The sequence below is a fragment of the Leekyejoonella antrihumi genome, assembly GCF_007845645.1.
Taxonomy (GTDB): domain Bacteria; phylum Actinomycetota; class Actinomycetes; order Actinomycetales; family Dermatophilaceae; genus Leekyejoonella; species Leekyejoonella antrihumi.
On record NZ_VCQV01000041.1, the window covers coordinates 1 to 26,157 of the forward strand.

Consider the following 26,157-nt stretch of genomic DNA (forward strand, 5'->3'; position numbering starts at 1 on the left):
CGTGTTACTCACCCGTTCGCCACTAATCCCCCAAAGCAAGCTTTGAGATCATCGTTCGACTTGCATGTGTTAAGCACGCCGCCAGCGTTCGTCCTGAGCCAGGATCAAACTCTCCAAAAAAAAACCAAAAAACCCAATCCCAGCCGAAATCAACAAAAGCAAAAAATGCTATCCATCGAAATCAACCAAACAAAAAATCTGGCATCAATCACTCGACACGCTGTTGAGTTCTCAAGAAACGATCAGACACCACTACCAACGATCCCAAATCTGGGAGGGTCAACCGTGGGCTGGAACCATCTCGTTATTTACCACTCGACTCTTGGGCGTCAAACTCCGGTGGCCGCAACCACCAGACGTTCTCGCGCACTTGGCTTCGAGCGGATCCTCAGCCTAACAGAACCGGGTGGCTCCGTCCAACTGAAGGCGATCAGTCTTCCGCGGGAGGTTCCGGGCCGATTTCCCGGCCTGGCGCCTGCCCCGTTGGGCTGACAGGGAAAACAGTAAGGCACAGATGCCCGCAAAGACAAATCCGCTGGTCAGCGCCCTGCGAGTGCCGTGCAGACAGTTCGCCTCGTGCATCGTCGAGACCGGCGGGGTGATGCCTATTCGACCAGCATCGACAGCAGATCGGCTCGGGTCAGGACGCCGATCGGCTTGCCACCGTCGACGACCATCACGGCGTCCTGCGCGGACAACTCGTCGCGCACGTCGGACACCTGCGCTCCGGCGCCGATCAGGGGCAGCGACTTCTCCATGTGCTTGGCCACCGGATCGGCGAGATGCGCGTGCCCCGTGTAGAGGGCGTCCATGAGCTCGCGTTCACTCACCGAGCCCACGACCTCGCCGGCCATGATCGGCGGCTCCGCGTTGACGACCGGCATCTGGGAGACGCCGTACTCGCGCAGGATCTCGATGGCGTCCCGGACCGTCTCGTTCGGGTGCGTGTGCACCAGGGCCGGCAGCGCCCCGGTCTTGGCGGCCAGCACCTCCCCTACTGTGCGCTCACTACCCTGGTGCAGGAACCCGTAGGAGCTCATCCAGCGGTCATCGAAGATCTTGGACATGTAGCCGCGGCCCGAGTCGGGCAGCAGGACGACGACGGTCGCCTCGGCCGGCAGCGTGGCGGCATGTCGCAGCGCCGCGACGACCGCCATGCCGCAGGAGCCGCCGACCAGCAGGCCCTCCTCACGAGCGAGCCGTCGGGTCATGTCGAAGGAGTCCGCGTCACTGACCGCGATGACCTCATCCACGACGCTGGGGTCGTAGGCCTTGGGCCAGATGTCCTCGCCGACCCCCTCGACCAGGTAGGGACGTCCGGTGCCGCCGGAGTACACCGACCCCTCCGGGTCGGCGCCGATGATCGTCACCCGGCCGCCGACGCGGTCGGCGGACTTCTCCCGAAGGAACCGGCCGGTGCCGCTGATCGTGCCGCCGGTGCCGATGCCGGTGACGAACGCGGTCAGCGCCCCGTCGGTGTCCGCCCAGATCTCCGGGCCGGTGGTCAGGTAGTGGGAGTTGGGGCCCTCGGGGTTGGAGTACTGGTCGGGCTTCCACCCACCGGGTGTCTCCTTCGCCAGCCGGTCGGACACCGAGTAGTAGCTGTCCGGGTGGTCCGGCGCGACCGCGCTCGGGCACACGACGACCTGCGCGCCATACGCCCGCAGCACGTTGCACTTGTCCTCGCTGACCTTGTCGGGGCAGACGAAGATGCACTGGTACCCCTTTCGCTGCGCGATCAGCGCCAGGCCGACACCGGTGTTGCCCGAGGTCGGCTCGACGATGGTGCCGCCCGACCGCAGCTCACCCGACTTCTCGGCGGCCTCGATCATGCGCAGCGCGATCCGGTCCTTCACCGAACCACCCGGGTTGAGATACTCGACCTTCGCGAGGACCGTGCAGGCGACGTCCTGTGTGACGTGATTCAGCTTGACCAACGGTGTTCCACCGACGAGATCGGCGATGTGCTCGGCATACTTCATGTGAGCATGATCTCAGAGCGTGCGACCGGACGGGGACGCGACGGGTGGGGCGGGCCGACACGGATGGTGAGACGATCGACGTGCGAGCGTGAAGGAGCGTGAGGGATGGGCCGAGCACGACGTGCGCGCAAGATCGCTGCCAGGGCTGCGTTCGGCGGTGGGCTCGGCGCGGCCGGGCTGGCCGTCGGAGGCCTGGGCACCTGGGGGCTGCTGCGCGGCGAGGCCGCGGTCGCCCGCCGGCTGGTCGGCAACCCCTTCGACGGAGAACCCGACGACGACGGCGTCTACGGTGCGGGCCCGGGGGAATCGCTCCAGATGCTGGTGGTCGGTGACTCCACCGCGAAGGGTCTCGGCGTCGACGACCCCAGGCAGACCGTCGGTGCCATCATCGCCACCGCCGTTGCCGCCCTCGCGGGCCGATCCGTGCAGCTGACGAACCTGGCCGTCGTGGGAGCGGCCTCGGCGGACCTCGGCCAGCAGGTCGAGCATGCGCTGGAGCGGGTGCCACACCCGGACATCACCGTGATCATGGTCGGCGCGAACGACATCACCCAGCGGGTCTCCCGCACTGAGGCGGTGCGGCACCTGTCGGCCGCCGTGTTCACTCTGCGCGAGGCCGGCTCACCCGTCGTGGTCGGCACCTGCCCGGACCTCGGCGTCATCGAACCGGTGCCTCAGCCTCTTCGGCTCCTGGCCCGACGCTGGTCGCGTGATCTGGCGGCGGCGCAGACCGTCGCCGTGATCGAGCAGGGCGGGCGTACCGTGTCGCTGGGCGACCTGCTCGGACCGGAGTTCCAGGAGACCCCGAAGGTGATGTTCAGCGCCGACCGCTTCCACCCCTCGGCGGCCGGGTATGCCCGCGCCGCCTCGGCCCTGCTGCCGAGCGTGCTCGACGCGCTCGGCCACTCCAGCGCCGACACCGGCCGGGCACCCGACCTGCGCCGTGGCGAGGGGATCGGCCCGGTCTCGGTCGCGGCGACCCGAGCGGTGCGTGACCCGGGCACCGAGGTCAGCGGAACGGCCTACGACGGGGACGAACACGGCCGCCAGGGACGGTGGGCGATCCTGCTGCGGCGGCACCGCACCCCGATCCCCCGCCAGGGCGCCTCGGACGAGGTCGAGCAGCCTCCCCCTGCGGTGGACGAACCGCTGCCCTGAACGTCGCGCCGAGGGCCTACTTCGTCGTAGGTAGACTCGCAAGTGGTCCAGCGCACATCGCGGTGCGTCCCGATCCTCAATGGAGGTTCCCCATGCCCGAAGCAGTCATTGTCTCCACCGCCCGCAGCCCGATCGGTCGGGCGTTCAAGGGTTCACTGAAGGACCTGCGCCCCGACGACCTCGCCGCCCAGATCGTGCAGGCCGCACTGGCGAAGGTGCCCCAGCTGGATCCCACCCTGATCGAGGACCTCTACCTGGGATGCGCCGAGCCGTGGGCCGAGCAGGGCAGCAACATGGCCCGAGTCGTCTCGATCCTCAGCGGGCTGGACCACCTGCCGGGAGCCACCGTCAACCGCTTCTGCGCATCGTCCGTGCAGACCATCCGCATGGCCGCCCACGCCATCAAGGCCGGCGAGGGTGACATCTTCCTTTCCGGTGGCGTCGAGTGCGTCTCGCGCTACGCGGACTTCTCCGGAGCCGGCGGCTCCAAGGCCGACTGGCAGAACCCCCGCTTCGCCGATGCGACCGCCCGCACCGACGAGACCGCGAAGACCAACTCAACCTGGTCCGATCCCCGTGCGCACGGCGACCTGCCCGACATCTACATCGCCATGGGGCAGACAGCGGAGAACGTCGCGACCTACCGCGGCGTCTCCCGCGAACGCCAGGACGAGTGGGGTGTGCGCAGCCAGAACCGGGCCGAGAAGGCCATCGCGGACGGCTTCTTCGAGCGCGAGATCAGCCCGGTGACGCTGCCGGACGGCACCAAGGTGGCCACGGACGACGGGCCGCGTCCCGGCGTCACGCTGGAGAAGGTGCGGAGCCTGCAGCCGGTCTTCCGCGAGAACGGCACCGTCACCGCCGGCAACTGCTGCCCGCTGAACGACGGCGCCGCGGCGGTCGTCGTGATGAGCGACATCAAGGCCAAGGAGCTCGGGCTCACCCCGTTGGCGCGCGTGGTCGCCACGGGTGTCTCCGCACTGTCACCCGAGATCATGGGCCTGGGTCCGGTCGAGGCCTCGAAGCAGGCGCTGAAGCGCGCCGGCATGAGCATCAACGACATGGACCTCTACGAGATCAACGAGGCCTTCGCCGCGCAGGTGCTGCCGTCCGCCGACGACCTGGGCATGGATCTGGACAAGCTCAACGTGCACGGTGGCGCGATCGCCCTCGGCCACCCGTTCGGGTCGACCGGTGCACGCATCGCCACCACGCTGCTCAACGGCCTGCAGACCCACGACGGACAGCTCGGTCTCGAGACGATGTGCGTCGGTGGCGGCCAGGGCATGGCCATCATCTTCGAACGCCTGTCCTAGCAGCACTCCCTCCCGCCGAGTGGAGTAGACAACCTTCGAGTGGAGCACTTCGAGTGGAGCACATATTTGTGCTCCACTCGAAGTGTTTGTGCTCCACTCGGCGGGTCAGGCGATGTCGCGCAGTAGACCGGTCAGCCGCTCGTCCAGGTGAGCGGACTGACCGGCCTGCTGCGCGTCATACACCGTCACCACCAGCTGGTCCAGTGCGGTCGCCGGGCCCAGATCGGGTAGGTCGGTGCGCGACCGGCCGGCCGCGTCGGCCACCCGGTCCGCCAGCTCCTGGGCGAGCGCGTGCACCGGCGCGGACGCGCGCAGCGCGTGGTCGAGCGGTAGCAGTTGCCACCGTCGAACCACGCGCTGCAGTGCGAGCCGGAGCCGCTCGCTCGAGTCGTCGCCGCTCAGTTGCGCATCCGAGCAAACAGGCGCAGCAGCTCGATGTAGAGCCACACGACCGAGACGATCAGGCCGTGCGCCATGAGCCAGGAGTACTTCTGCGGCAGGCCGGCGTTGATGCCGCGACCGATGCTGTCGAAGTCGATGGCCAGGGAGTAGGAGGCCAGTCCGACCGCGATGATGCTGATCACGATCCCGAGTGGTCCGCTGCCGCCGACGCCGAACGGGTTGCTGAGGACGCCGGTCATCACCAGCAGGAAGTTGACCATCGCAAACAGGAAGTAGCCCATGATCGCGAAACCGAAGATCTTGCGGGATCGCTCGGTCACCCGGATGATGCCGAACTTCCAGCCGGCGAACATTCCGACGAAGACGCAGATCGTCGCCAGCACCGCCTGGGCGACGACACCGGGCCAGATGGTGTTGAAGAACTGGCTGACGGCGCCGAGGAAGAGTCCTTCGACGGCTGCATACCCGACGATCAGCGGCACCGACACGACGCGCTTGAACGAGATGATGAAGCCGATGGCCAGCCCGACGATCATCCCGCCGATCCACAGCCCCATACCCACGGGCTGGCTGTCCTTGGCGACGAACCAGGAGATCGCGCCGGTGACGAGCATGATGCCGAAGAGACCGAGCGTCTTGGTGACGACGTCATCCAGCGTCATCTTGCGCGACTGCACCGCGCTCGCCGACGGCTTCTGGTACATCGACTCCAGCGGGTCGCGGCCCTGCGGGTAACCCTGCGGCCCGCCATACTGCCGGCCGCCCTGGGGCGGCTGGTAGGCCTGCTGCGCACCGGTGTTCGGGTAGCCCTGCGGCGCGCCGTACTGCTGCTGCTGTTGCTGGTCGGGCGTCGCGTACTGGCCGTACTGCGGCTTGCCGATCGAGGCGTAGCGCCCCTTAGACAGGTCATCGTTGAACCGGTTGAAGACCGGGTTGTTCGCCATGGATCCCTCCGTTGCCGCCGGACCCCTTGGCCCGGTTTCTGCCTGAAGTCTAGGTCGGTGCTCTGTGCTTATCCAATGAAACCGCCGGAGCCGCAGAAAAGTGCCCTTGCCCGCGGCGGCGACCATGTGCTGCCCTGTTACCAGAGGGTCGGCCCCGCGACCGTGCCGAAACGGCCGCCCGCACCTCGCACCACTCGGGAGGACACATGCCGGGACGCTTCGTGTACTGGATGAACGTCTCACTCGACCTGCGGATCGAGCGCGATCCCGGCGAGCAGGGCGGCGGTGACTGGATGCGTATCGGGGAGCCGTTGCACCGCGAGTTCAACACGCGAGCACGCGCGCTGTCGCTCATGGTCGAGGGCCGCACGATCTACGAGACCATGGAGCGGTTCTGGCCGGGCGCGCGCGACGACGAGTCGCTGCCCGGCTACGCGCGTGAGTATGGCGAGATCTGGACCTCGGCGCCGAAGGTGCTCGTCTCGCGCACGCGAACGAGCGCGAGCCACAACACGCGGATCGTCGGCGGATCGGGCGATGCGATCGAGCAGCTCGCAATGCTGCGCGAACACACCGAGGGCGACATCGGCGTAGGCGGTGCCACCCTCGCGACGCACCTGCTGCGGGCGGGTCTGCTCGACGAGCTGCTGCTCTTCACCCATCCGGTGATCCTGGGCTCCGGCCGGCCGCTCTTCGACGACTACGTCGCCCCGGTGCGGCTCGACCTGCTCGAGCACCGGTCGTTCGACGAGGGCGTCACCATGCATCGATACGCCGTCCGGCCTCGACAGGGTGCACCTTCGTAGAGAGTTTGAGAACTCATGGCTATCCATCTGAGCGGACTTGGGTAGGACAGGTGGGCGATACGTCCGGGCCTCACCTGGGTCGGGCTGCGCCTTGATGACCGAGCGGGATGGGGCGGCACGTCTCCGGGAGCCGCAACCATCCACCAAGGGCTCCAAGCCTTCTGCGTTGGGTGCCCCCGACGGGACTCGAACCCGCACTTGAGCGATTTTAAGTCGCCTGCCTCTGCCGATTGGGCTACGGGGGCAGGCCTAGGGTACGACGAGCGAGCGCGCGATGCCGTCCAGGATGTCCTTCTCGCTCGACACGACCCGCTCGATACCGCTCTCGGCGGCGACGCGCTGCACGATGCAGCGCCAGATCAGGGCGCCGGACCCGATCACGTCGACCCGCCCCGGGTGCATGAAGCCGAGCGCCGCGCGCTCCGCCCGCGTCGCGTGCAGCAGCCCCTCGCAGGCGGCGACGACCTGCGAGACCGACAGCGCGCTGCCGTGGATGCGCTCCGAGTCATAGCGGCTCAAACCCAGCGCGTAGGCCGTGATGGTCGTCACCGAACCGGCGAGCCCGATCAGTGTGCCGACCTGGTCGAGCGGGACCACATCGGCAGCCTTGTCTATCGCGGCGTGAATGTCGGCCTCCGCCGCGGCGATCTCGGTGGTCGACGGCGGATCGGAGTGCAGGTGCCGTTCGGTAAAGCGGACGCAGCCCATCCGGACCGACCGGGCCCGCTCGACGTGGTCAGTGCCGAGCACGAACTCGGTGGAGCCGCCACCGAGGTCGATCACGAGGTAGGGCGCATCGACACCGTCGGTGCGCAGGTCGCCGGTGGCCCCGCTGAAGCTCAGGCTCGCCTCCTCGTCGCCACTGATCACCTCGGGCGACACGTCCAGGTCACCGAACGCCTTACGCACACCCGCTTGGAAGTCTGCCGAGTTGTCGGCGTCACGAGAGGCCGAGGTCGCCACGAAACGCACCCGTTCGGCCCCGAGCTCCCGGCACTGCGCCGCATACTCGTGGGCGACCCGCAGCGTGCGCTCCATCGACTCGGGCGCGATGCGACCGGTCGTGTCGACGCCCTGGCCGAGCCGGACGATCTCCATCCGGCGCAGCACGTCCGTGAGAGCGCCGGCTGCGTCAATGTCCGCCACCAGCACGCGGATCGAGTTGGTGCCACAGTCGATCGCGGCGACGCGAGTCACAGTGTGCTCTCCTCTTTGGCGTCTTCCAGCAGGTCCTCGCAGCACCCGCCGTCCCACCAGTGCGGCAGTGCGGCAAGCGCCTCATCACCGAGCGGGTTGACGCCGGGGCCGACCGCGAGGCTGTGCGCGACCAGCGCATGCAGGCACTTGACCCGATCGGGCATGCCACCGGCCGAGACCCCCTCGATCTCGCTCACGTCGCCGAGCTCGGCACGTCGGGCCAGGTAGTCCGCGTGTGCGGCGCGGTAGGCCGCGGCCAATTCGTCGTCTGCGCCGAGTCGCCGGGTCATCTCCGCCATCAGCCCCTGCGACTCGAGGGTGCTGATCGCGCCGGTGAGCCGGGGACAGGTGGCGTAGAACGAGGTGGGAAACGGTGTGCCGTCCGGGAGCCGTGGCAGCGTGCGCAGCACGGTCGGGCAGCCACACGGGCACCGATGTGCGACCGCCACCACGCCGCGCGGCACCCGGCCAAGCTGGGCCTGCACCCAGTCCAGATCTGCCTGAGCGACGCGCGGTTGACCGGTCACTGCGTCGCAGGGTGCTTGTCGGCGTTGACCGTGGACTGCCAGATCTTGCCGTACCAGGGCCGCTTCACAGAGACATCGTTGCCGGTGGTCGACGCGTCATGCGCAACATTGTTCTTGTCGACGTACACCGTCAGAGTGGACCCCGGCATGGCGAACCCGAGACGGGTGGCGGCCTGCTGCTCGATGTACTTCGGGTCCTGCCACTTCGTGCGCAGCGCCTGCTTGGCCGCGACATCGGCCCGCTGGGCAGTGATCTGCCGGTTGAGGTCGTTGATGGTGGACCGGCCCTGCAGGTAGGAGTGCAGCGTCGGCGTGATCAGGACCGCGAGGAAGACCACCAGGGCGCCGACGATCGTCATGCGTCGCATCGACCGCGGGCTGCGCTTGGCCCGGGCCGCGCGAACCCGAGCCACCGCACCCTTCTTGATGTCGGGACGCGTCGAGACCCGCGTGGACGGTCCACCGGACCGCGGCCGAGACGTCGGCCGACCCTTGGTCCGCATGTCACGTGGCATCGATGAACTCCCCTGTCCGCTCAGGCCTTCGGCGAGAAGCGCGGGAACGCGCTCGCCCCGGCATACCTGGCCGCATCGTCCAGCTCCTCCTCGATGCGCAGCAGCTGGTTGTACTTCGCGACCCGGTCGGAGCGTGCCGGGGCACCGGTCTTGATCTGACCGCAGCCCGCGGCGACCGCAAGGTCGGCGATCGTGGTGTCCTCGGTCTCACCACTGCGATGGCTCATCATGCACCGGAACCCGTTGCTCTGCGCCAGGTTGACGGCGTCGAGAGTCTCACTGAGGGAGCCGATCTGGTTGACCTTCACCAGCAGGGCGTTGGCAGTGCGGGCGTCGATGCCACGCTGCAGCCGCTCCGGGTTCGTCACGAAGATGTCGTCGCCGACGATCTGCACCCTGTCCCCGAGCTGTTCGGTGAGCAGCGCCCAGCCGTCCCAGTCCTCCTCGTCCAGCGGGTCCTCGAGAGACACCAGCGGGTAGTCCGCCACGAGCTGCGCGTAGTAGTCCGTCATCTCCTTGACGGACTTCTTCGCACCCTCGAAGGTGTAGCTGCCGCCCTCGGCGAACTCACTGGCGGCGGCATCGAGCGCAAGTGCGATCTGCGAGCCCGGCTCGTAGCCGGCCTTCTTGATGGCCTCGATGATCAGGTCGAGGGCTGCCCGGTTGGACTCGAGACTGGGTGCGAATCCGCCCTCGTCGCCCAGCCCGGTCGCGAGGCCCTTCTCCTGCAGCACACCCTTGAGTGTGTGGTAGACCTCGGCGCCCCAGCGCAGCGCCTCGCGGAAGGACTCGGCGCCGATCGGCGCGATCATGAACTCCTGGATGTCGACGTTGGAGTCGGCGTGCGCGCCACCGTTGAGGATGTTCATCATCGGGACCGGCAGCAGGTGCGCGTTGGGTCCACCGATGTAGCGGAAGAGCGGCAAGTCGGCCGAGTCCGCCGCGGCCTTGGCGACCGCAAGAGAGACGCCGAGGATCGCGTTGGCGCCGAGCTTGCCCTTGTTGTCCGTGCCGTCCAGATCGATCATGACCTGGTCGACCAGGCGCTGCTCGCTCGCGTCGTAGCCCAGCAGGTGCGGGGTGATCTCCTCGGAGACCGCGTCGACCGCGTCTTGGACACCCTTGCCCTGGTAGCGCTTCTTGTCACCGTCCCTGCGCTCGACGGCCTCGAACTGGCCGGTCGATGCACCGGAGGGCACGGCCGCGCGACCGACGACACCATCGTCGAGCGCAACCTCCACCTCGATCGTCGGGTTGCCGCGTGAGTCGAGAATTTCACGGGCAATGATTGCGTCGATACTGGCCACGAAAGCTCCTGCACAGGGGTATTGGAGGCGTACATGCCGACCTTATCCGCTCGGGCCTGTCCCCGCAGTGAGCGACCCGCGTCCTGGACGGCCGCATTCGAGAGGGTCGTCGTGCAGTCCGCGGTAAAGTTGGTGGTACCGATAGTCATGAAGGGCAGGTCACCGTGGTCGATGCGGCGACCGCCGCCCTCGGCGAAGCGTTTCTGGCGCAGGCGCCGCTCACCGGCGCCGCGTTCACCATGGGTGCATCGGATGTTGCCCGCGAGACAGTCTGGGCGAGCGACCCTGTTGCCCGCGCGATCGCTGAGGTGCAGTACTCACTTGGGGAGGGTCCGGCGACCACTGCGGTCGCAGCGCACCGACCGGTGCTGGTCAATGATGTGTCCGCGCCGGACCAGATGCAGCGGTGGCCGATCTTCGCCCAGCAGATCAGCGAGCTGCCGGTCCGCGCCCTGTTCGCCTTTCCCCTGCATGTTGGCGCGGCGACGATCGGGGTCTGTGACTGCTACCGCAGCCAACCCGGGCCGCCAAGTCGGTCCGACCTGAGGATGCTGCTCCTGGGGCTCGACCGGGTGACAGTGACCTTGCTGACGCGCACTGCCGACGCGATACGGGGCGATGCCCTGCCCGGTGACACCCACTTGAACCGTGCTGTGGTCCATCAGGCCACCGGGATGCTGGCCGTGCAGCTCCAGGTCAGCATCCCAGTGGCCTTCGCGCGCTTACGCGCGCACGCATACTCACGTGGCGAAGACCTCGAACGGGTGTCCCGCGGTATTGTGAGCAACCGGCAGGTTCTGGACCCTGAGCCGCCATGAGAGCCGACTTTTGTCGTCTGATCGAGTGGCATCTGCCCTGCCCGGCTCTAGAATGAGACCGTCGCGTCGGCCCGCGCGGTGACCGGCTGCAAGATGAGGTGATGGGCTGTGGCGAACAACGAACAAGTATCTGAGGTATTCGTTGACCTGACCGATGCGCTCGTATCGGAATATGACGTGACCGACCTGATCTACCGACTGGTCCAGCACAGTGTGACCCTGCTGGACGTCAACGCGTCCGGCCTACTCCTGACCGACCAGCGCGGCGGACTGCATGTCATGGCCTCCTCGTCCGAGCGCACTCGGCTGCTCGAGCTTCCAGCTGCAGTCCGACCAGGGCCCGTGCCTCGACTGCTACCGCACGGGACAACCGGTCAATGTGCCCGACCTGCGTCACCAGATGGAGCGCTGGCCGATGTTCGTACCGGCCGCGCTCGAGCAGGGTTACACGGCCGTGCACGCCGTGCCGCTACGGCTGCGGGGGGAGGTCCTCGGCGCCCTGAATCTCTTCAGCACGCGCACGGGCGCCCTCAGCCCCTCCAGCCTGAGCCTGGCGAGAGCGCTGGCCGACGGCGCGAGCATCGCCATCCTCTATGACCAGGCGGCTCAGCGACGGGACCTGGTCATCGAGCAGCTCGAAGGCGCGCTGACCAGTCGGGTCGTGATCGAACAGGCCAAGGGAATGCTCGCGGCAACCGGTGACCTCTCCATGGACGTGGCATTCGCACGGTTGCGCGGCTACGCCCGGCGCAACCAGGCTCACCTGACCGCCGTGGCGCGCGATCTGGCAGAGGGGACCATCGACCCGCAGTCCGTCCTGGAGGTGCCGGGCAAGCCGCACGATTCCGCGGGCTGAGCCGCCGCACGTCTGGGCCGACACTGCCTGACGTGCCCTACGCGGTCTGCCCCGTGGCTTCCGTGCCGCGATCGTCGGGGATGAGCCGACCCATCGGGTCGGTCACGGCCGGGCCGGAGTTGCGCCACCAGTCGGCACTGCGCTGTGTCGCGGTGCCGGCCAGCTCCCGACTCGTCGCCATCGCAGCGAGGTCTCGATGTGCGCTCATCCCGGCCGCATAGACCGCGTCCTTCGCGTGGGCGGGCTCCCTCGCCTCGCGCAGCAGGCTGAGCTCGGTCGGAACGCCGCCGGCGTGTGCCATGGCCCGCAGGATCCGTCCGCGGTCGCTGACCCGGGACGAGTCCAGCAGCTCCATCAGATCCTCGTGCTGCGCGGGCCCGGCGAGCTGCGTCAGCATCGTCAGGGCCGCCGTGGTTGCGCACGGCTGCGCCGTGTCGTGAAGGACGTCGATCGCGGTGTCGGCCAGGGCGTTTCAGTAAGGACTGGCGGACAGCATCCTCAGTGCCTGGCGGCGGCGCTCCACGAAGTCGGCGGACAGGCTCTCCCGCAGCAACCGCTCGAGCATCGGGTCCTCCAACCCGCTCGCGGTGGTGCCGGCCGCCACGTACCGGGCCAGCTGGGCGGGATGCTGCACGCGGGCGCCGGGGTCGGGATCCGTGGGGTCGCCGCCAAGAGCCGCAATGACCTGCTGGGTCAGCGGTGCGGACAGTCGCTGGGCCAGCACAAAGGCCGGCAGCCCGGCCACGACGCCGCGCCTGGCAATCTCCAGAAGTGTGTCGATCAGGGCGGGTATCAAGCGGGATGGCAGCGTTCCACTCACGATCTGGGTCAGCAGCGCGAGAGCAACGCCCCACTGCCTGGCCCCGTGGGTGTCCCGCAGGCCCCGCAGCAGCCGCTCGACCAGCCCAGGGTCACCGACGTCGCCGAGCACCGCGAGCACGTCCACCACCCCTTGCGCCCCATCCCGGCCGGTCTCCGCCTGAATCTGGTCAAAGGTGACGCGGCCGGTCTGCGGATCCTGGACCAGTAGGGACAGAGCCTGAATGCGGATGACGTGCGCGTGGTGCACCGACCGCATCGTCTGGTTGACCAGTCGGCCCAGCCAGTCATTCAGCATCGATGGTGGCAGCACGGTGCCGTTGGAACTGGTGAGCAGCTGGGCGATGGACAACCAGTCGAGGCCCGTGGCGATGCCACCTGCAATCTGCAGCTCGAGGTCGCCCAGCGCACGGCTGACGGCCGCTCGCGACAGGTGCGGTGCACCACGCGGGGGCACCGGGTAGCCCCCGGAGCTGCGCGTCAGCCCGTGACTTATCCCGATCAGCTGCCCCGGCGGCAGATCAAGAGCAAGCTCGTAGGCCCGGATCACCCGGATCGGCACCGCCTCACCGCCGGTTTCATACCGGCTCAGCGCACTGGGGCCAACCACGCAGCCGCGCTCGGCAAGGGTCGCCACGAAGCTGGATGCGGTGCCGCATCCAGCAGCCAACCGGTTGACCCTCAGCAACCACGCGACGCGCGCCTGCGCATCGATATGGCGCCCACGCAGGGGAGTCAGGTCATTGGGCATCGCCACGGGACGACCACGCGCCTGTGTCCACGGCATGTCTGTCGCTCCGGGTCTCAGCGTGTCGAGCGGCACAGTGAGTGCCGCCGATCGAGGCTGGACCTGAGGTGGGCGGCTCATCCGCTTGTTCGCGAGGTTGCTGCAGTCCGGCAGCGAGCCCGGTACTCGACATACGTGATGCGCCGGGCGACCAGGTCACAAAGATCGCGCAGCTCAGCCTGACTCAGCCGACTGGCACTCTCAGAGGCGAGGACGGCTGAGAGTCGCCGCTGCTGCCGCTCGCTCAGATCCCCGATGATTTCTTGCCACGCACGACTGCCCACCATGAACCTCCGGTCACGGGTGATGAACCAGAAAGGCTGCCGGGGTCTGGGGCTACCGATACGTGGCAATCGTATGTCGGAGTCGCGCCGGCAGCAACGCAACCCGGACAACTGGCAACTGCCATAGCGCGGGCCGGCCGCACGGTTCGCGTGCTCGGGCTACGGGGTCGGGTCGGACAGCTGCCGGAGCCGTCGGCGAAGTGCCGTATCGGCGGACTCGCCGGCCGATCTGCCCTCGGCGACGAGGCAAAGCAGGCGATGGCCAAGGTCGCCGCCGCCCTCCGGCTCCACTGGGGTCGGCGCGCCGGTCCGCTCCAGGCGGGCGAGGACCTTCTCGGCCATCAGCAGGGTCGACAGGCTGGCGGGTATGCCTGCGAGCAGCGGGTTCTCGACCTTGGCCCGGTCCGGCTTCTCCCGGGCCTTGATCTGCTCCCAGGCTGCCTCGACCTCCTCAGGCGTCGATGCGTCGCCGTCCCCGAAGACGTGCGGGTGCCGACGCAGCAGCTTGGCCACCAGGCCCGCTGCCACATCGTCGATGTCGAAGGGGTCACCCATGTCCTCCGCCGCGATCCGCGCATGGAAGAGCACCTGGAACAGCACGTCGCCGAGCTCTTCGAGCAGGTGCTCGCGGTCGCCGCTCTCGATCGCCTCGACGGCTTCGTGCGCCTCCTCCAGGAGGTACTTCACCAGGGACTCGTGTGTCTGCGCCGCATCCCAAGGACACCCGCCCGGTGAGCGCAGCGCGTCAACGACCGCCGCCGCGTCCAGCAGACGGGCGCCCGGCCGATCCCACGACCCGACGAGGACCTCCACCTCGGGCGGCTCCTCGAGCCGGGTCAGCTCCCCCGCGAGCGCATCGGTGAGGCCGGGGTCGCCGTCCGGCGACCCGATCCATACGACGTCGCCATCGCCGGCGGCCGCCACGAGCGATTGGGCACGCTGCCCCGGCGTCGGACTGTCCTCCGCGACGACCGACATGCCGGACTGGGCGATCGCCGCCGACTGCGGGTCCTCGACGTCGCCGGCGTACACCACATCTGCCGCGGACAGCGCCGTCCACGCATCACGCGTGAGCACGCCGGCTGCGACCCGCGGGCTCGTGGTCAGCAACGTCAGGGTGTGCCGCACGGACGACTCCGGTCCAGGACTTCGTCAGCTCTTGGGGGTGGCAGTGGCGGTGGACTTCGTGGCGGACTTGATCCAGGGCGCGAGATCCTGCGTCGGGCCCTTGCCCTTGACCCACTGGCCATACCGGGGGTTGAGCTGCACGTCGGCGGTCTTGAGGAGCTTCGCGACGGCCGGCTGGGCCTGAGCATTTTGAGCCAGCTTGGTGAAGAGCACGCTGCCGCGCGCCGTCGTGACTGTCGCACTGGACAGATCCATCGAGGCGGGGAACATCGCGCGCACCTGCGCCTCGGAGACCGCAATGCCGTACTTCTGACCGATCTGCTCGAGCTTCGGCAGCAGCAGCATGAAGGCCGTGGCCGACTCGCCGTCGAACCCCTGCGAGACCGTGCCGATCTGCTTGACCGCGGACTGCACCTGCGTGGTCGTGACGGTGGTGCCGTCAAAGCTGCCGGCGGTGTCACCCGAATGCATCAGCCCGCTGGTGCCGCAGGCGGACAACGACACGGCAATGGCCGCGGCGCCCGCCACGGCGGTCAGTCGCATCGACCGACGGGCATTCGAGCTCGACTTCACTACGGTTCCTCTCGTCACGGCATACGCGGTCACATCATGCCAGCAGTCACTGATCAGCTCGAGGCGGCCTGCGCCGCGGCGCCGATCTCATCCAGCAGCACCGATCGGATCAGTTGCTGCGCCCACTCCAGCACCTCGCTGTTTCGCAGCGGCCGGCCGCCGACGGGTGCCGTCTTGGGCGCGGGCACCAGCACGACCTTCTGGGCGGCCTTGATATTGGTGCCCTTGTAGATGCGCTGGATGCGCAGCGCCTGGCTCTCCCGCAGCTCGACCGGGCCGAAGCGCACATACTTGCCCTGCACGGCCACGTCGGAGATGCCGGCGCTGCGCGCCACGGTGCGCAGCCGGGCCACCTCGAACAGGTGCTGCACCGGCTCCGGGGGCTCGCCATACCTGTCCCGCAGTTCGGCGACGATCTCGGTGAGTGCCGCCTCGTCCTCGACGGTCGCCAGCTTCTTGTAAGCCTCGAGCCGCAGCCGCTCGCCCGGCACGTACTCGTGCGGCAGGTGCGCATCGACCGGCAGCTCGATCTTGACCTCCGACGGGCCGGTTTCCTCATCGCCCCGGAAGTCCGCGACGGCCTCACCGACCATGCGCACATACAGGTCGAAGCCCACCCCGGCGATGTGCCCGGACTGCTCCCCGCCGAGCATGTTGCCCGCGCCACGGATCTCCAGGTCCTTCATCGCGACCTGCATGCCGGAGCCGAGGTCGGTATGGCTGGCAATCGTCTGCAGCCGATCGTGTGCCGTCTCGGTCAGCGGCTTCTCCGGCGGGAAGAGAAAGTAGGAGTAGGCCCGCTCGCGGCCACGGCCGACGCGCCCTCGCAGCTGGTGCAGCTGGGACAGTCCCATCATGTCCGCACGCTCGACGATGAGCGTGTTGGCGTTGGAGATGTCCAGGCCGGTCTCGATGATGGTCGTGCAGACCAGGACGTCGGAGCGGCGCTCCCAGAAATCGACGACGACGTCCTCGAGCCGGTGCTGAGGCATCTTGCCGTGCGCCGTGGTGACGCGCGCATCCGGGACGAGCTCGCGGATGCGCGCGGCTGCCTTCTCGATCGTGCGCACCTTGTTGTGCACGTAGAAGACCTGCCCCTCGCGCATGAGCTCGCGCCGAATCGCTGCCGAGATCTGCTTCTCGTCGTAGGCTCCGACAAAGGTGAGCACGGGATGCCGTTCTTCGGGCGGCGTTGCGAGCGTCGACATCTCGCGTATGCCGGTCACGGCCATCTCCAGCGTGCGCGGGATCGGGGTCGCGGACATCGCCAGGACGTCGACGGCCGTGCGCAGCTGCTTGAGCTGCTCCTTGTGCTCGACGCCGAAGCGCTGCTCCTCATCGACGACCACCAGCCCGAGGTCCTTGAACTTCACCTCGCCGCTGAGGATGCGGTGGGTGCCGATGACCAGGTCGATGGCACCGCTCCTCAGGCCTTCGAGGGTCTCTCGGGCCTCACGGTCGGTCTGGAAGCGGGACAGTGCCCGGACCGTGACGGGGAATCCGGCATACCGCTCGCTGAAGGTCTGGAAGTGTTGCTTGACCAGCAGCGTGGTCGGGACGAGCACGGCAACTTGCTTGCCGTCCTGAATTGCCTTGAAGGCGGCACGGACCGCGATCTCGGTCTTGCCGTAGCCGACGTCGCCACAGACGAGCCGGTCCATGGGGACCGGCTTCTCCATGTCGGCCTTGACCTCGTCGATGCTGGACAGCTGGTCGGGTGTCTCGACGTAGGCGAACGCGTCCTCGAGCTCGCGCTGCCATGGGGTGTCGGGGGCGAACGGGTGGCCGGCGGTGGCCATCCGTGCGCTGTAGAGCTGGATGAGCTCGCCCGCAATCTGTCGGACGTGTCGGCGAGCCCGCGACTTCGTTGTCTGCCAGTCGGATCCGCCCATCTTGTTGAGCGTGGGCAGTTCGCCGCCGACATAGCGAGTGATCTGGTCCAGCTGGTCGGTCGGCACGAAGAGCCGGTCGCCGGGCTGGCCGCGCTTCGACGCGGCGTACTCCAGGACGAGGTACTCGCGGGTGGCGCCGGCGACGGTCCGCTGGACCATCTCGACGAACTTGCCGACTCCGTGCTGCTCGTGCACGACGAAGTCGCCGGGTCGCAGCTGCAGGGGGTCGACCATGTTGCGGCGCCGCGACGGCATCCGCCGCATGTCCTTCGTGGAGCCACCCTGGCCGGTGGAACCGGTTAGGTCGGTCTCGGTGAGCACGACCAGGTCACTTGAGGGCAGGGCGAATCCGCGACCGAGCACGCCGGTCGCCATTTCGACCATCCCCTTGGTCAGGTCGTCCAGGTCGCGGACCGGGATGTCGTTGTCGCGCAGCACCTCGCCTACCCGCCTGGCCAGGCCGGGTCCCTCGGTGATGACGAGCACCCGCTGGCCGTCCTGCACCCACGACTTGAGGTCGGCGACGGCGGACTCGGTGTCGCTGCGGTATTCGGGGACGTCCTTGGTGCGGATCGTGATCCGCTCCCCCGGTAGCTCGTCCAGGGAGAACTCCTGCAGCTCCTCGTCACTGGCGAACGATGAGAGTGACCACCAGGGGCGCCCGAGCTTCACTGCATGGTCACGCAGCTCGGCGAGACTCCAGTAGGACGCCGTGCCGAGGATCCCCGGCAGGTCGATCGGCACCTGGTTGCCGGCCGCGGCGTTGGACCAGCTGGCCTCCAGGAACTCCGCGCTGGTGGCGACCAGGTCATGCGCGCGGGTGCGCACCCGCTCGGGGTCGCACAGCACGACATGGGTCTGCTCACGCAACACGTCGAGTAACGATTCCATCCCCCCGCTGGTTGAGCCTGTCGAAACCCCCAACAGCATTGGCGACAGGGACTCCATCCCTTCGACCGCGATGCCCTCGGACACCCGGTGCAGCATCTCGGAGACACCGGGCAGCTGATCGGCGAGCACCCTGGCACGTTCCCGGACCGCGTCGGTGAGCAGCAGCTCACGACAGGGTGGTGCCCACAGCCCGTGCTCGGCGACCTCGAGGCTGCGCTGGTCGGCAACCTTGAACCAGCGCACCTCCTCGACCGTGTCGCCCCAGAACTCGACGCGCAGCGGGTGCTCCTGGGTCGGCGGAAAGACGTCGAGAATGCCTCCGCGCACGGCGAACTCGCCGCGGCGCTCGACCATGTCGGTGCGGGTGTAGGCCGCAGCGCTCAGCGCCTCGACGACGCTTTCCAGGTCGGCGTCGTCGCCCGCCCGCAGGGCCACCGGCGCCAAGTCGCCGAGCCCCTTGGCGATGGGTTGCAGCACGGCGCGCACGCTGGCCACCACCACGTCAACCGGGCCGTAGGCCGAGTCGCCCGCATCCGGGTGGGCGAGCCGACGCAGCACCGCCAACCGGCGACCTACCGTGTCGCTGCGCGGGCTGAGCCGCTCGTGCGGCAGGGTCTCCCAGCTGGGGAACTCGGCAATCCGGTCCGCAGGGAGAAATCCGCGCAACGCGGCGGCCAGATCGTCGGCCTCCCGGCCGGTGGCCGTGACCGCGAGGACGGGCACCTGCTTGCCCCCGGACCGCTCGCCCGCGAGCAGGCCGATCAACGGCGCCCGCGTGCCCGGTGCGGCAGCCACATCGACCACCTCGGCCACGCCGACGTGCGACAGCACCTGCCGCACCGCAGGGTCGGCCGCGAGCACGTCGAGCAGTGGATCAAGGCTCACAGGCCCTGCCTCCTTGAGATCTGGACAGCACAAATGCCCTCGATCTGGCGACCAAGGGGACTTCCAGCGTAACCGGCCCGGGTCGGTGGATCGTTCCCCCGTTCAGCGGCCGCCTACTCAGGCAAATACCTTTCCCCCTTCGCTCCCGCGCTGTCTACGGTCTAGAGCGCGAGGTCCGACATGGCCGAGGGCCCCGGGGGAAACGTGCTCATCGTGGTCCGAAAGGGGACAGATCTATGCGGAGTCGCTGGGCAGCTGCAGGGGGCTTGGGCGTCATGATCGCCGTCTTGCCGGCACGCAATGAGGCCGAGAGGATTGGCGCCGCCGTGGCGGGGCTCTTGCAGCAGAGCGTGCCGCCAGAGCGCGTGATCGTCGTGTCCGACAACTGCACCGATGAGACCGACGAAGCGGCACGGGCTGCGGGTGCCGAGGTGTGGCAGAGCGTCGGCAACACCGACAAGAAGGCCGGCGCGCTCAACCAGGCGCTGGCGAGGCTGCTGCCCGACCTAGACGACAACGACCTCATTCTCGTCCAGGACGCAGACTCGGTGCTGGGGTGTGACTTTGCCCGCGTTGCGCTCGAACGCATCCGCGCCGGCGTCGACGCCGTAGGTGGAGTCTTTGTGGCGAACTCACCCCAGAACCTGCTCGAGCACTTTCAGGCCAACGAATACGTTCGCTACTCGCCTGAGCTGTCACGCACCGGCCGGGTCATGGTCCTCACCGGGACCGCCGCCGCGTTTCGAGTCGGCGCTCTCCGCAAAGTTGCGATTGCGCGAGGCAGCGACCTTCCGGGACCGCCGGAGACGTCTACGACCGACATGCCATCACCGAGGACAACGAGCTCACCCTGGCGCTGAAGTCCCTCGGCCAGCGGCTTGCCTCGCCACGCATCTGCAGTGTTTCGACCGAGGTGATGCCGACTCCGGCCGACCTCATGAAACAGCGAATCCGATGGTATCGCGGGGCAATTGACAACCTGTGCGCGTATGGCCTGACGCGCGCCACCCGTCGCTACTGGGGCCAACAGCTGACGCTCGGGATCGGCGCGCTCGCCCCAATGGCTCTACGCCATGATGACCGCCCTTTCAGTCGCGACCGGCACCTTCACAATCCACCCGTGGTGGCTTGCCGTGGGCGCGCTGTTCTGGGTGGAACGGGTTGTGACAGCACGTCACTCGACGCGCACGGGCGTGCTGCTCGCCGCGCTCTTCGTGCCGGAACTGCTCTATGACGCGTTCCTGCAGGTCGCAGTCATCAGAGCACTATCGAAGTCGCTGCGTCGCGCCGACGCCGACTGGCGTCACGTCACAGCCCCCAGCCTGAGCTGACCCGAACAACGTTCGCCTTACCTCTGACTCACACAAGGAACAGCCTGATGTATACCCATGCCGTCACTGGAATTACGACCGCCGGAGTGACACTCTCCTTGACCGGAGGAAATCATGACGCCTGGCTCACCGTAGGAGCCTTCACGCTTGTCGCGGCAGGGACCGCGCTCACCCGGCTGCTGCCGCGGAGGCTGAAGGACTGACGACTGCACAGGGCCACAACGCCCCTTCCGATAACCGGCGCCAGGCCGCCGAGTCCCTTGGCGTCCGGGTGGGCGAGCCGACCGCATGCCGAAACGGTGACGGCTTAGACCCTGTCGGTGAGCACTGGTGCGTTACTCTGAGCGTCGCCATCACGTCGATCAGCAAGTGCTGGCCACGCCTGTGAGATGCCTCTATCGCGAACTTTGCCACGCGATGAACTCCTACCACCAGCGCTGCCAGTACGTCAAGAGTGCCTAGTCAGAAAATTTCTCCGCCGTTTTGCTCGTCGGCCTTTCAGGGCCAAAAACGCCGGAATGACAGGCAAACTGGTCGCGATCCCCACTTATTGCGTTCTAAATCCTGCCTTGCAATAATTCAATACTGTGTTGTACGTTTCCCCTGCTCGACATCCAAAAAGGGAGGATGACCAGCAAGGAAAGGTACGCATCGTGCGCTCGCCCATCACGACACGACGCCAATTTTTGACTCTGGCCGGTGCTCTCGCCGCCTCCGGCGCAGTCACGGCCCCAGCGTTCGCTGCGCAGCGTGTGAATCCACCCCGTCTCCCCGGCCAGGGCTTGTCGCCGGTCTCACCGGTGTTGCCGCCACCGGCACCACCAGCGTCGACAAGTCCCTACCGCCCGCTGTCGATCTCAGACCCCAGGGAGCTGCCGCACTTTCCATCGGACGCAAATCCGGTGCGTTGGCACTGGTCCCGCGCATCGCACACGACCATCCAGGAAGCGGTGGCCACGCTCCGCCCGAACGACGTTCTCGTCCTACCCGAGGACGAACAGCCGTATGAGGTGGACTCCAGCCGTGGCTTCCAGATGACCAGCCGCAACTTCCATTCGATGGCCTACCTGCAGAGGGGCCTAGTCGGACTTGGTCCGGGCGCAGTCGTCCAACCATCGGCTTCAGCGTTCGGTCGGGGTCGTCAGACCTACACCCAGGGCATGCAGGAAAAGATGATCGAGTGCCGGGCGGCGAGCGCGTACCTGGGCAACTTCACGATGTATGGCCGCGACTTCGGTGGTGTCGGCTACAACGCGACTCGGATGACCGGGACCGGAGCGACGTGGGAACGCATCTACTTCCGCGGCGCACATCGGGGGTGGCTAGCAGTGCCGCCGGGTGAGGCAGGTGCCATCACTGGATACAAGGGCTCCGGAATGCGGGTTTACAACTGTGAGATCGACTGCCGCGACCAGAGCGGCCTGTCGGTAGGCACCTCTCCGATGATGTGGAATGCGCAGTCAGATGTGCAGGTCGCGGACGCATACTGCCACCACACGTATGTCGGTATGCCAACCTTCTGGAAGGTAAATGACGCTATTGCGACCAACCTGATCCACACGAACGTCGCACAGGGCGCACCGTATTCCCCAGGGGTGAATGTCGAACAGTCGAGCGGCCACTTCCAGTTCAACGACTGCACCTTCATCATCGACTACGGCACACACAACCGCCGCTTTCACCTGCAAGCCGGCAAGCAGCCCTCGAGCATTCGCTTCGACATCCGCAATCCGACGATCGACGCAGGACCCTGGCCGGGCGACTTCTCGATTCAGACCTCGCCCGGCAGCCCGCAGCTGGTCTCTGACATCCACATCACGCGAGCGAACGGTTCAGCCTATCCGTTCCGCGTCGCCGGCCTATAGGCCGCGCGTCGGATAACCAGAACCTTGTGGTCAGGAGCTGGGCGGGACGCTGTCATGTGTACGTGACGGGTCACCTCGCTGATGCCGTGCCACCCAGAGCGCCGCGGCGCCACCGACACCCACAGCGGCGGCGCCACCACCGATGAGCCATGGAGTGTCTGAGCCCGAACCAACCGATGGGGTGCCCCGGACGAGGCGCACCCCATCGAGTTGGTGACCGTCCGCAGCAATCGCACGAACGTCGAGCGTGGCTGCCGTGCTGGATGAGGCCGGCGTAACATCGACCGTCAGCACCGACGGGGTAGCGGTCTTGGATGGCAGGGACCAGTCCTCATTCACGACCTCGCGGCCGCCGGCATACGCAATCCGCGTCTTTCCGGGTATGGGTATGAACCGAGCCTCTCCCCCCTCGCCGCCTCCACCTGCAGTGATGTAGGTCGTTCCGGTGAGGCTGTCGACCACACCCGCGCCATCGCCGACGACCTTGCCCCCGCGCAACGGTTTCACCCGCTCGTAGCAATGGTTATGCCCCGAGATCACCAGGTCGACTGTGTACTTGTCGAAGAGCGGCACCCATGCTTCGATCACGCCGCCCTCGCTCGCGTGGGTGTTGTTCGTGCTGTATGGCGCATGATGCATGAACACTACAACCTGGTCGATCCCCGACCCCTCCGCTCGGTACCGAGCGAGGGTCTGACCCAGCCACCGTGTCTGAGCTCCGCGGGTCCAACCTCTGTTGGCAGGGATCTCATACGAGACATCGTTGCTGTCGAGCCCAACGAACCCGACCGAGCCCACTCGAAATGCGCTCGCGACCGGTATCTCGAGTGGGCTTGCCCCGCCTGGCGCGACCCTGGTGAGATACCCGGCGTAGCCATGGGTGGTGAAGCCCGGCTCCATCTCGTGGTTTCCCGGGACACTCAGCCAGGGGATGTGTGAGGCGGCAGGATCGTTCTGCGCGAGCCAGGAGTCCCACAAGTGGGGCTTGAAGACGTCGCCTGGCCCCCCTTGTCCCGAACTGTCCGCGTAACAGAGATCACCACACATGAGATGCAAGCTCGGCGCCAACTGCTCCAGTCGCGCAAGCACACCTCGTGGTCGTCGTCCGGTCCCCTGGTCCCCGAAGGCCGTAAACCTGAAGGTCCTGCGATCGGCGAATGCGGTCTCCGCGCGGCCAGATCCAATCGTGCGACCATCGACGGCAATCTCGTAGGTGTAAGCAGTGTCCGGTTGAAGCCCGGTGAAGTCCGCGCGACAGTACCTGCGGCTCGAACCTCGCACAGTGCGAATGCGTGCCGGTTCCGCCGTAACCTGCTCGCGATTGGCCGCGATCAGCCGGACAGCCGCGGTGCGAATTGGCATCGCCGTCGCAAATTCAATGATGAGGGACGTCGTCGGATCACTGCCATAGGTGATGTGCCGGCCACGTATCCCAGGATCTCGCGTCGTACTGCTCTGCTGCCACAGAGTCGGCGAGAGCACAGCCGAGGCTCCGAGAGCAGCGCCGGTCACAAGGCTCCGGCGACTGACCTCGGCGTGTAGCCATTCATGCTGCTCCTGCATGTACATGCCACGCGCGAGCCGGTCGGGCAGGTCACCATATGGCGTGATCACGCCAGACTCCGTCTCCTAGAGAACCCAAGGAACTTCATTATCCATTCAGCACAGGCCGAACGTGCGAGGCGGGGATCAACCGTTGATCATGCCGGCGCCGACAGTGTTGCCGGTGGCTTCGTCGATCAGGATAAAGGAGCCGGTGGTGCGGTTGCGTTCGTAGGGGTCGACCAGCAGGGGCTGGGTCACCCGCAGCTGGACCCGGCCGATCTCGTTCAGGCCGAGCTGGTCGGCGCCCAGGTCCCGGTGCAGGGTGTTGACGTCCAACCGGTACTGCACATCCTTGACGATCGTGCGCGCCGTGCGAGTCGTGTGCTTGATCGCCAACTTCTGCCCGGCCCGCAACGGCGCGGTGGTCATCCAGCAGACCATCGCGTCCACGTCCTGGGTCTGGGTCGGCACGTTCTTGCTCCGGCAGATCATGTCCCCACGAGAGACATCCACATCATCGGTCAGGCGCACCACCACCGACATCGGCGCATACGCCTCACCCAGCTGCTCATCGAACAGGTCAATACCCGCCACCGTGGAGGTCATCCCACTCGGCAGGACCATCACCTCATCACCCGGCTTGAGCACCCCACCCGCAACCTGGCCCGCATACCCGCGGTAGTCATGATGCTCATCCGACTTCGGCCGGATCACGCACTGCACCGGGAACCGCACATCCCGCAACTCACGATCCGACGCAATGTGCACATGCTCCAAGTGATGCAACAGCGACGGGCCCTCATACCACCCCATCGCCTCCGACCGGGCCACCACATTGTCACCCTTGAGCGCGGAGATCGGGACCACCAGCAGGTCCGGAATGTTCAACTTCGACGCAAACGCGGTGAACTCCGCAACAATCCGCTCAAAGACCGCCTGGTCATAATCGACCAGATCCATCTTGTTGACCGCCAACACCAAGTGCGGCACCCGCAACAAAGACAACAACACCGCATGCCGGCGCGACTGCTCCGTCAACCCATGCCGCGCATCGACCAACACCAAACCCAGATCCGCCGTCGACGCACCGGTGACCATGTTCCGGGTGTACTGCACATGCCCCGGCGTGTCCGCAATGATGAACTTCCGCTTCGGCGTCGCGAAATACCGGTACGCCACATCGATCGTGATGCCCTGCTCCCGCTCGGACCGCAACCCATCGGTCAGCAACGCCAGGTCCGTGTAGTCATACCCCTTCGACGCGCTCGTCGCCTCCACCGACGCCAACTGGTCCTCAAAGATCGACTTCGAGTCCAGCAGCAACCGCCCGATCAGCGTCGACTTGCCATCATCGACCGACCCCGCCGTCGCGAACCGCAACAGATCCATGTCCGCTCCCACACGCGCCATCAGAAGTAGCCCTCTTTCTTCCGGTCCTCCATCGCGGCCTCCGAGAACCGGTCGTCCCCGCGGGTCGCGCCCCGCTCGGTCACCCGAGCGACCGCGATCTCATCGATGATCTTCTCCAACGTGTCCGCCTGCGACTCCACACACCCCGTCAGGGTCATGTCCCCCACCGTGCGGAACCGCACCGTCCGCTCCTCGACCATCTCCCCCGCCCGAGGCTGCACCGCGTCCGACGCCGACAACAACATCCCATCCCGCGCGATCACCTTCCGCTCATGTGCGAAATAGATCGACGGGATCTCGATCCGCTCCCGGGCGATGTAGTGCCAGATATCCAGCTCGGTCCAGTTCGACAACGGGAACACCCGCATGTGCTCCCCCGCATGCAACCGCCCGTTATACAACGACCACAACTCCGGGCGCTGATTCTTCGGATCCCACTGCCCGAACTCATCCCGATGCGAATAAATCCGCTCCTTCGCCCGAGCCTTCTCCTCATCCCGGCGACCACCCCCAAACGCCGCCGTGAACCCGCCCTCCTCGATCGCGTGCAACAACGTGCCGATCTGCAACCGGTTCCGGCTCGTCTTACCATCATCGACCACCACGCCGTTCCTGATGGCCTCGTCCACCGACGCCACCACCAGCCGGGCACCCAACCGGTCCACCCAGTTGTCCCGAGCCACCAGCACCTCAGGAAAGTCGAAACTCGTATCCACCTGCAACACCGGGAACGGCAACTTCGCCGGATGAAACGCCTTCTCCGCCAACCGCAACATCACAATCGAGTCCTTACCCCCCGAACACATCAACACCGGCCGCTCCAACTCGGCCGCAACCTCACGAAAAATATGGATCGACTCGGCTTCAAGCTGGTCGAGCTGAGTCAACCGGTAATCGGCGTGCGTGGACATGGCGAACG

24 protein-coding genes, 1 tRNA gene and 1 rRNA gene are annotated in these 26,157 nt (G+C 67.0%); 9 read left to right on the plus strand and 17 right to left on the minus strand.

The features are described from left to right. A 16S ribosomal RNA gene (locus FGL98_RS21095) occupies positions 1–120 on the minus strand; the annotation flags it as partial. Positions 121–605: 485 nt separating this feature from the next. Further along, positions 606–1,982 (minus strand): cystathionine beta-synthase, encoded by a 1,377-nt coding sequence (locus FGL98_RS21100; protein ID WP_146320224.1) that lies wholly within the window; start codon positions 1,980–1,982, stop codon positions 606–608. Between the two features lie 105 nt (positions 1,983–2,087). Here FGL98_RS21100 and FGL98_RS21105 point away from each other — a divergent pair, with 105 nt between their 5' ends. Together FGL98_RS21105 and FGL98_RS21110 are read left to right on the plus strand one after the other, a co-directional pair. Further along, positions 2,088–3,140 carry an SGNH/GDSL hydrolase family protein gene (locus FGL98_RS21105; RefSeq protein WP_146320226.1) on the plus strand — a complete coding sequence of 351 codons (1,053 nt, stop codon included), beginning with the start codon at positions 2,088–2,090 and terminating at the stop codon, positions 3,138–3,140. A gap of 92 nt (positions 3,141–3,232) precedes the next feature. After that, positions 3,233–4,456 (plus strand): acetyl-CoA C-acetyltransferase, encoded by a 1,224-nt coding sequence (locus FGL98_RS21110; RefSeq protein ID WP_146320228.1) that lies wholly within the window; start codon positions 3,233–3,235, stop codon positions 4,454–4,456. Positions 4,457–4,561: 105 nt separating this feature from the next. Here FGL98_RS21110 and FGL98_RS21115 read toward each other — a convergent pair whose 3' ends face one another. Both FGL98_RS21115 and FGL98_RS21120 read right to left on the minus strand, forming a co-directional pair. Further along, the gene (locus tag FGL98_RS21115) at positions 4,562–4,810 is read right to left on the minus strand and encodes a hypothetical protein (protein ID WP_146320230.1); all 249 of its coding nucleotides are present in this window, start codon (positions 4,808–4,810) and stop codon (positions 4,562–4,564) included. A 44-nt stretch (positions 4,811–4,854) separates the two neighbouring features. Next, positions 4,855–5,802, minus strand: coding sequence for a Bax inhibitor-1/YccA family membrane protein (locus FGL98_RS21120; protein ID WP_146320232.1), 948 nt, complete (start codon positions 5,800–5,802; stop codon positions 4,855–4,857). 206 nt (positions 5,803–6,008) lie between these two features. On the opposite strand from FGL98_RS21120, the gene FGL98_RS21125 reads away from it, so the two are divergent. Beyond that, on the plus strand, positions 6,009–6,608 hold the full coding sequence (locus tag FGL98_RS21125; RefSeq protein WP_146320234.1) for a dihydrofolate reductase family protein: 600 nt from the start codon (positions 6,009–6,011) through the stop codon (positions 6,606–6,608). Between the two features lie 171 nt (positions 6,609–6,779). On the opposite strand, the gene FGL98_RS21130 is transcribed toward FGL98_RS21125, so the two are convergent. The 5 genes from FGL98_RS21130 to eno form a co-directional block, all read right to left on the minus strand. After that, a tRNA-Leu gene (locus FGL98_RS21130) sits at positions 6,780–6,853 on the minus strand. A gap of 4 nt (positions 6,854–6,857) precedes the next feature. After that, the gene (locus FGL98_RS21135) at positions 6,858–7,805 is read right to left on the minus strand and encodes a Ppx/GppA phosphatase family protein (protein ID WP_146320236.1); all 948 of its coding nucleotides are present in this window, start codon (positions 7,803–7,805) and stop codon (positions 6,858–6,860) included. Continuing rightward, the gene (locus FGL98_RS21140) at positions 7,802–8,332 is read right to left on the minus strand and encodes a DUF501 domain-containing protein (protein ID WP_146320238.1); all 531 of its coding nucleotides are present in this window, start codon (positions 8,330–8,332) and stop codon (positions 7,802–7,804) included. The genes FGL98_RS21135 and FGL98_RS21140 overlap by 4 nt, the downstream gene beginning before the upstream one ends. Next, on the minus strand, positions 8,329–8,847 hold the full coding sequence (locus FGL98_RS21145) for an FtsB family cell division protein (RefSeq protein WP_146320240.1): 519 nt from the start codon (positions 8,845–8,847) through the stop codon (positions 8,329–8,331). Before FGL98_RS21145 ends, FGL98_RS21140 begins: the two co-directional genes overlap by 4 nt. Before the next feature lie 20 nt (positions 8,848–8,867). Next, positions 8,868–10,154 carry a phosphopyruvate hydratase gene (gene eno, locus FGL98_RS21150; RefSeq protein ID WP_146320243.1) on the minus strand — a complete coding sequence of 429 codons (1,287 nt, stop codon included), beginning with the start codon at positions 10,152–10,154 and terminating at the stop codon, positions 8,868–8,870. 164 nt (positions 10,155–10,318) lie between these two features. Between eno and FGL98_RS21155 the strand changes: the two genes are divergently transcribed. Then, positions 10,319–10,972, plus strand: a complete 654-nt coding sequence (locus FGL98_RS21155) for a GAF and ANTAR domain-containing protein (protein ID WP_146320245.1) — start codon at positions 10,319–10,321, stop codon at positions 10,970–10,972. A gap of 274 nt (positions 10,973–11,246) precedes the next feature. Then, positions 11,247–11,828 carry a GAF and ANTAR domain-containing protein gene (locus FGL98_RS21160; RefSeq protein ID WP_222432317.1) on the plus strand — a complete coding sequence of 194 codons (582 nt, stop codon included), beginning with the start codon at positions 11,247–11,249 and terminating at the stop codon, positions 11,826–11,828. Between the two features lie 37 nt (positions 11,829–11,865). Here FGL98_RS21160 and FGL98_RS21165 read toward each other — a convergent pair whose 3' ends face one another. From FGL98_RS21165 to mfd, 5 genes are all read right to left on the minus strand, one after another. Further along, on the minus strand, positions 11,866–12,225 hold the full coding sequence (locus FGL98_RS21165) for a hypothetical protein (RefSeq protein ID WP_146320247.1): 360 nt from the start codon (positions 12,223–12,225) through the stop codon (positions 11,866–11,868). A gap of 75 nt (positions 12,226–12,300) precedes the next feature. After that, positions 12,301–13,434 (minus strand): hypothetical protein, encoded by a 1,134-nt coding sequence (locus FGL98_RS21170; RefSeq protein ID WP_146320249.1) that lies wholly within the window; start codon positions 13,432–13,434, stop codon positions 12,301–12,303. A gap of 443 nt (positions 13,435–13,877) precedes the next feature. Further along, positions 13,878–14,846 carry a nucleoside triphosphate pyrophosphohydrolase gene (locus FGL98_RS21175; protein ID WP_146320251.1) on the minus strand — a complete coding sequence of 323 codons (969 nt, stop codon included), beginning with the start codon at positions 14,844–14,846 and terminating at the stop codon, positions 13,878–13,880. 24 nt (positions 14,847–14,870) lie between these two features. Then, positions 14,871–15,419 carry a hypothetical protein gene (locus FGL98_RS21180; RefSeq protein ID WP_146320253.1) on the minus strand — a complete coding sequence of 183 codons (549 nt, stop codon included), beginning with the start codon at positions 15,417–15,419 and terminating at the stop codon, positions 14,871–14,873. Between the two features lie 53 nt (positions 15,420–15,472). Next, a complete protein-coding gene (gene mfd / locus FGL98_RS21185) occupies positions 15,473–19,087 on the minus strand; it encodes a transcription-repair coupling factor (protein WP_146320255.1) in 3,615 nt (1,204 codons plus the stop codon). A gap of 287 nt (positions 19,088–19,374) precedes the next feature. Between mfd and FGL98_RS21190 the strand changes: the two genes are divergently transcribed. From FGL98_RS21190 to FGL98_RS21200, 4 genes are all read left to right on the plus strand, one after another. Beyond that, the gene (locus tag FGL98_RS21190) at positions 19,375–19,947 is read left to right on the plus strand and encodes a glycosyltransferase family 2 protein (RefSeq protein WP_186526297.1); all 573 of its coding nucleotides are present in this window, start codon (positions 19,375–19,377) and stop codon (positions 19,945–19,947) included. Between the two features lie 216 nt (positions 19,948–20,163). After that, entirely contained in the window at positions 20,164–20,418 is a 255-nt protein-coding gene (locus tag FGL98_RS21195) for a hypothetical protein (RefSeq protein ID WP_146320259.1), read from the plus strand. 47 nt (positions 20,419–20,465) lie between these two features. Next, positions 20,466–20,621 (plus strand): hypothetical protein, encoded by a 156-nt coding sequence (locus FGL98_RS25555; protein ID WP_186526298.1) that lies wholly within the window; start codon positions 20,466–20,468, stop codon positions 20,619–20,621. A 747-nt stretch (positions 20,622–21,368) separates the two neighbouring features. Further along, complete coding sequence (locus tag FGL98_RS21200) at positions 21,369–22,283, plus strand: hypothetical protein (protein WP_146320261.1); 915 nt, start codon at positions 21,369–21,371, stop codon at positions 22,281–22,283. A 30-nt stretch (positions 22,284–22,313) separates the two neighbouring features. Here FGL98_RS21200 and FGL98_RS21205 read toward each other — a convergent pair whose 3' ends face one another. The 3 genes from FGL98_RS21205 to cysD all read right to left on the minus strand — a co-directional run bounded on the left by FGL98_RS21205 (position 22,314) and on the right by cysD (position 26,149). Beyond that, complete coding sequence (locus FGL98_RS21205) at positions 22,314–23,852, minus strand: metallophosphoesterase (protein ID WP_342779991.1); 1,539 nt, start codon at positions 23,850–23,852, stop codon at positions 22,314–22,316. 120 nt (positions 23,853–23,972) lie between these two features. Beyond that, complete coding sequence (locus FGL98_RS21210; protein ID WP_146320266.1) at positions 23,973–25,217, minus strand: sulfate adenylyltransferase subunit 1; 1,245 nt, start codon at positions 25,215–25,217, stop codon at positions 23,973–23,975. Positions 25,218–25,237: 20 nt separating this feature from the next. Beyond that, the gene (gene cysD / locus FGL98_RS21215) at positions 25,238–26,149 is read right to left on the minus strand and encodes a sulfate adenylyltransferase subunit CysD (RefSeq protein ID WP_146320268.1); all 912 of its coding nucleotides are present in this window, start codon (positions 26,147–26,149) and stop codon (positions 25,238–25,240) included. Between the last annotated feature and the right edge of the window lie 8 nt (positions 26,150–26,157).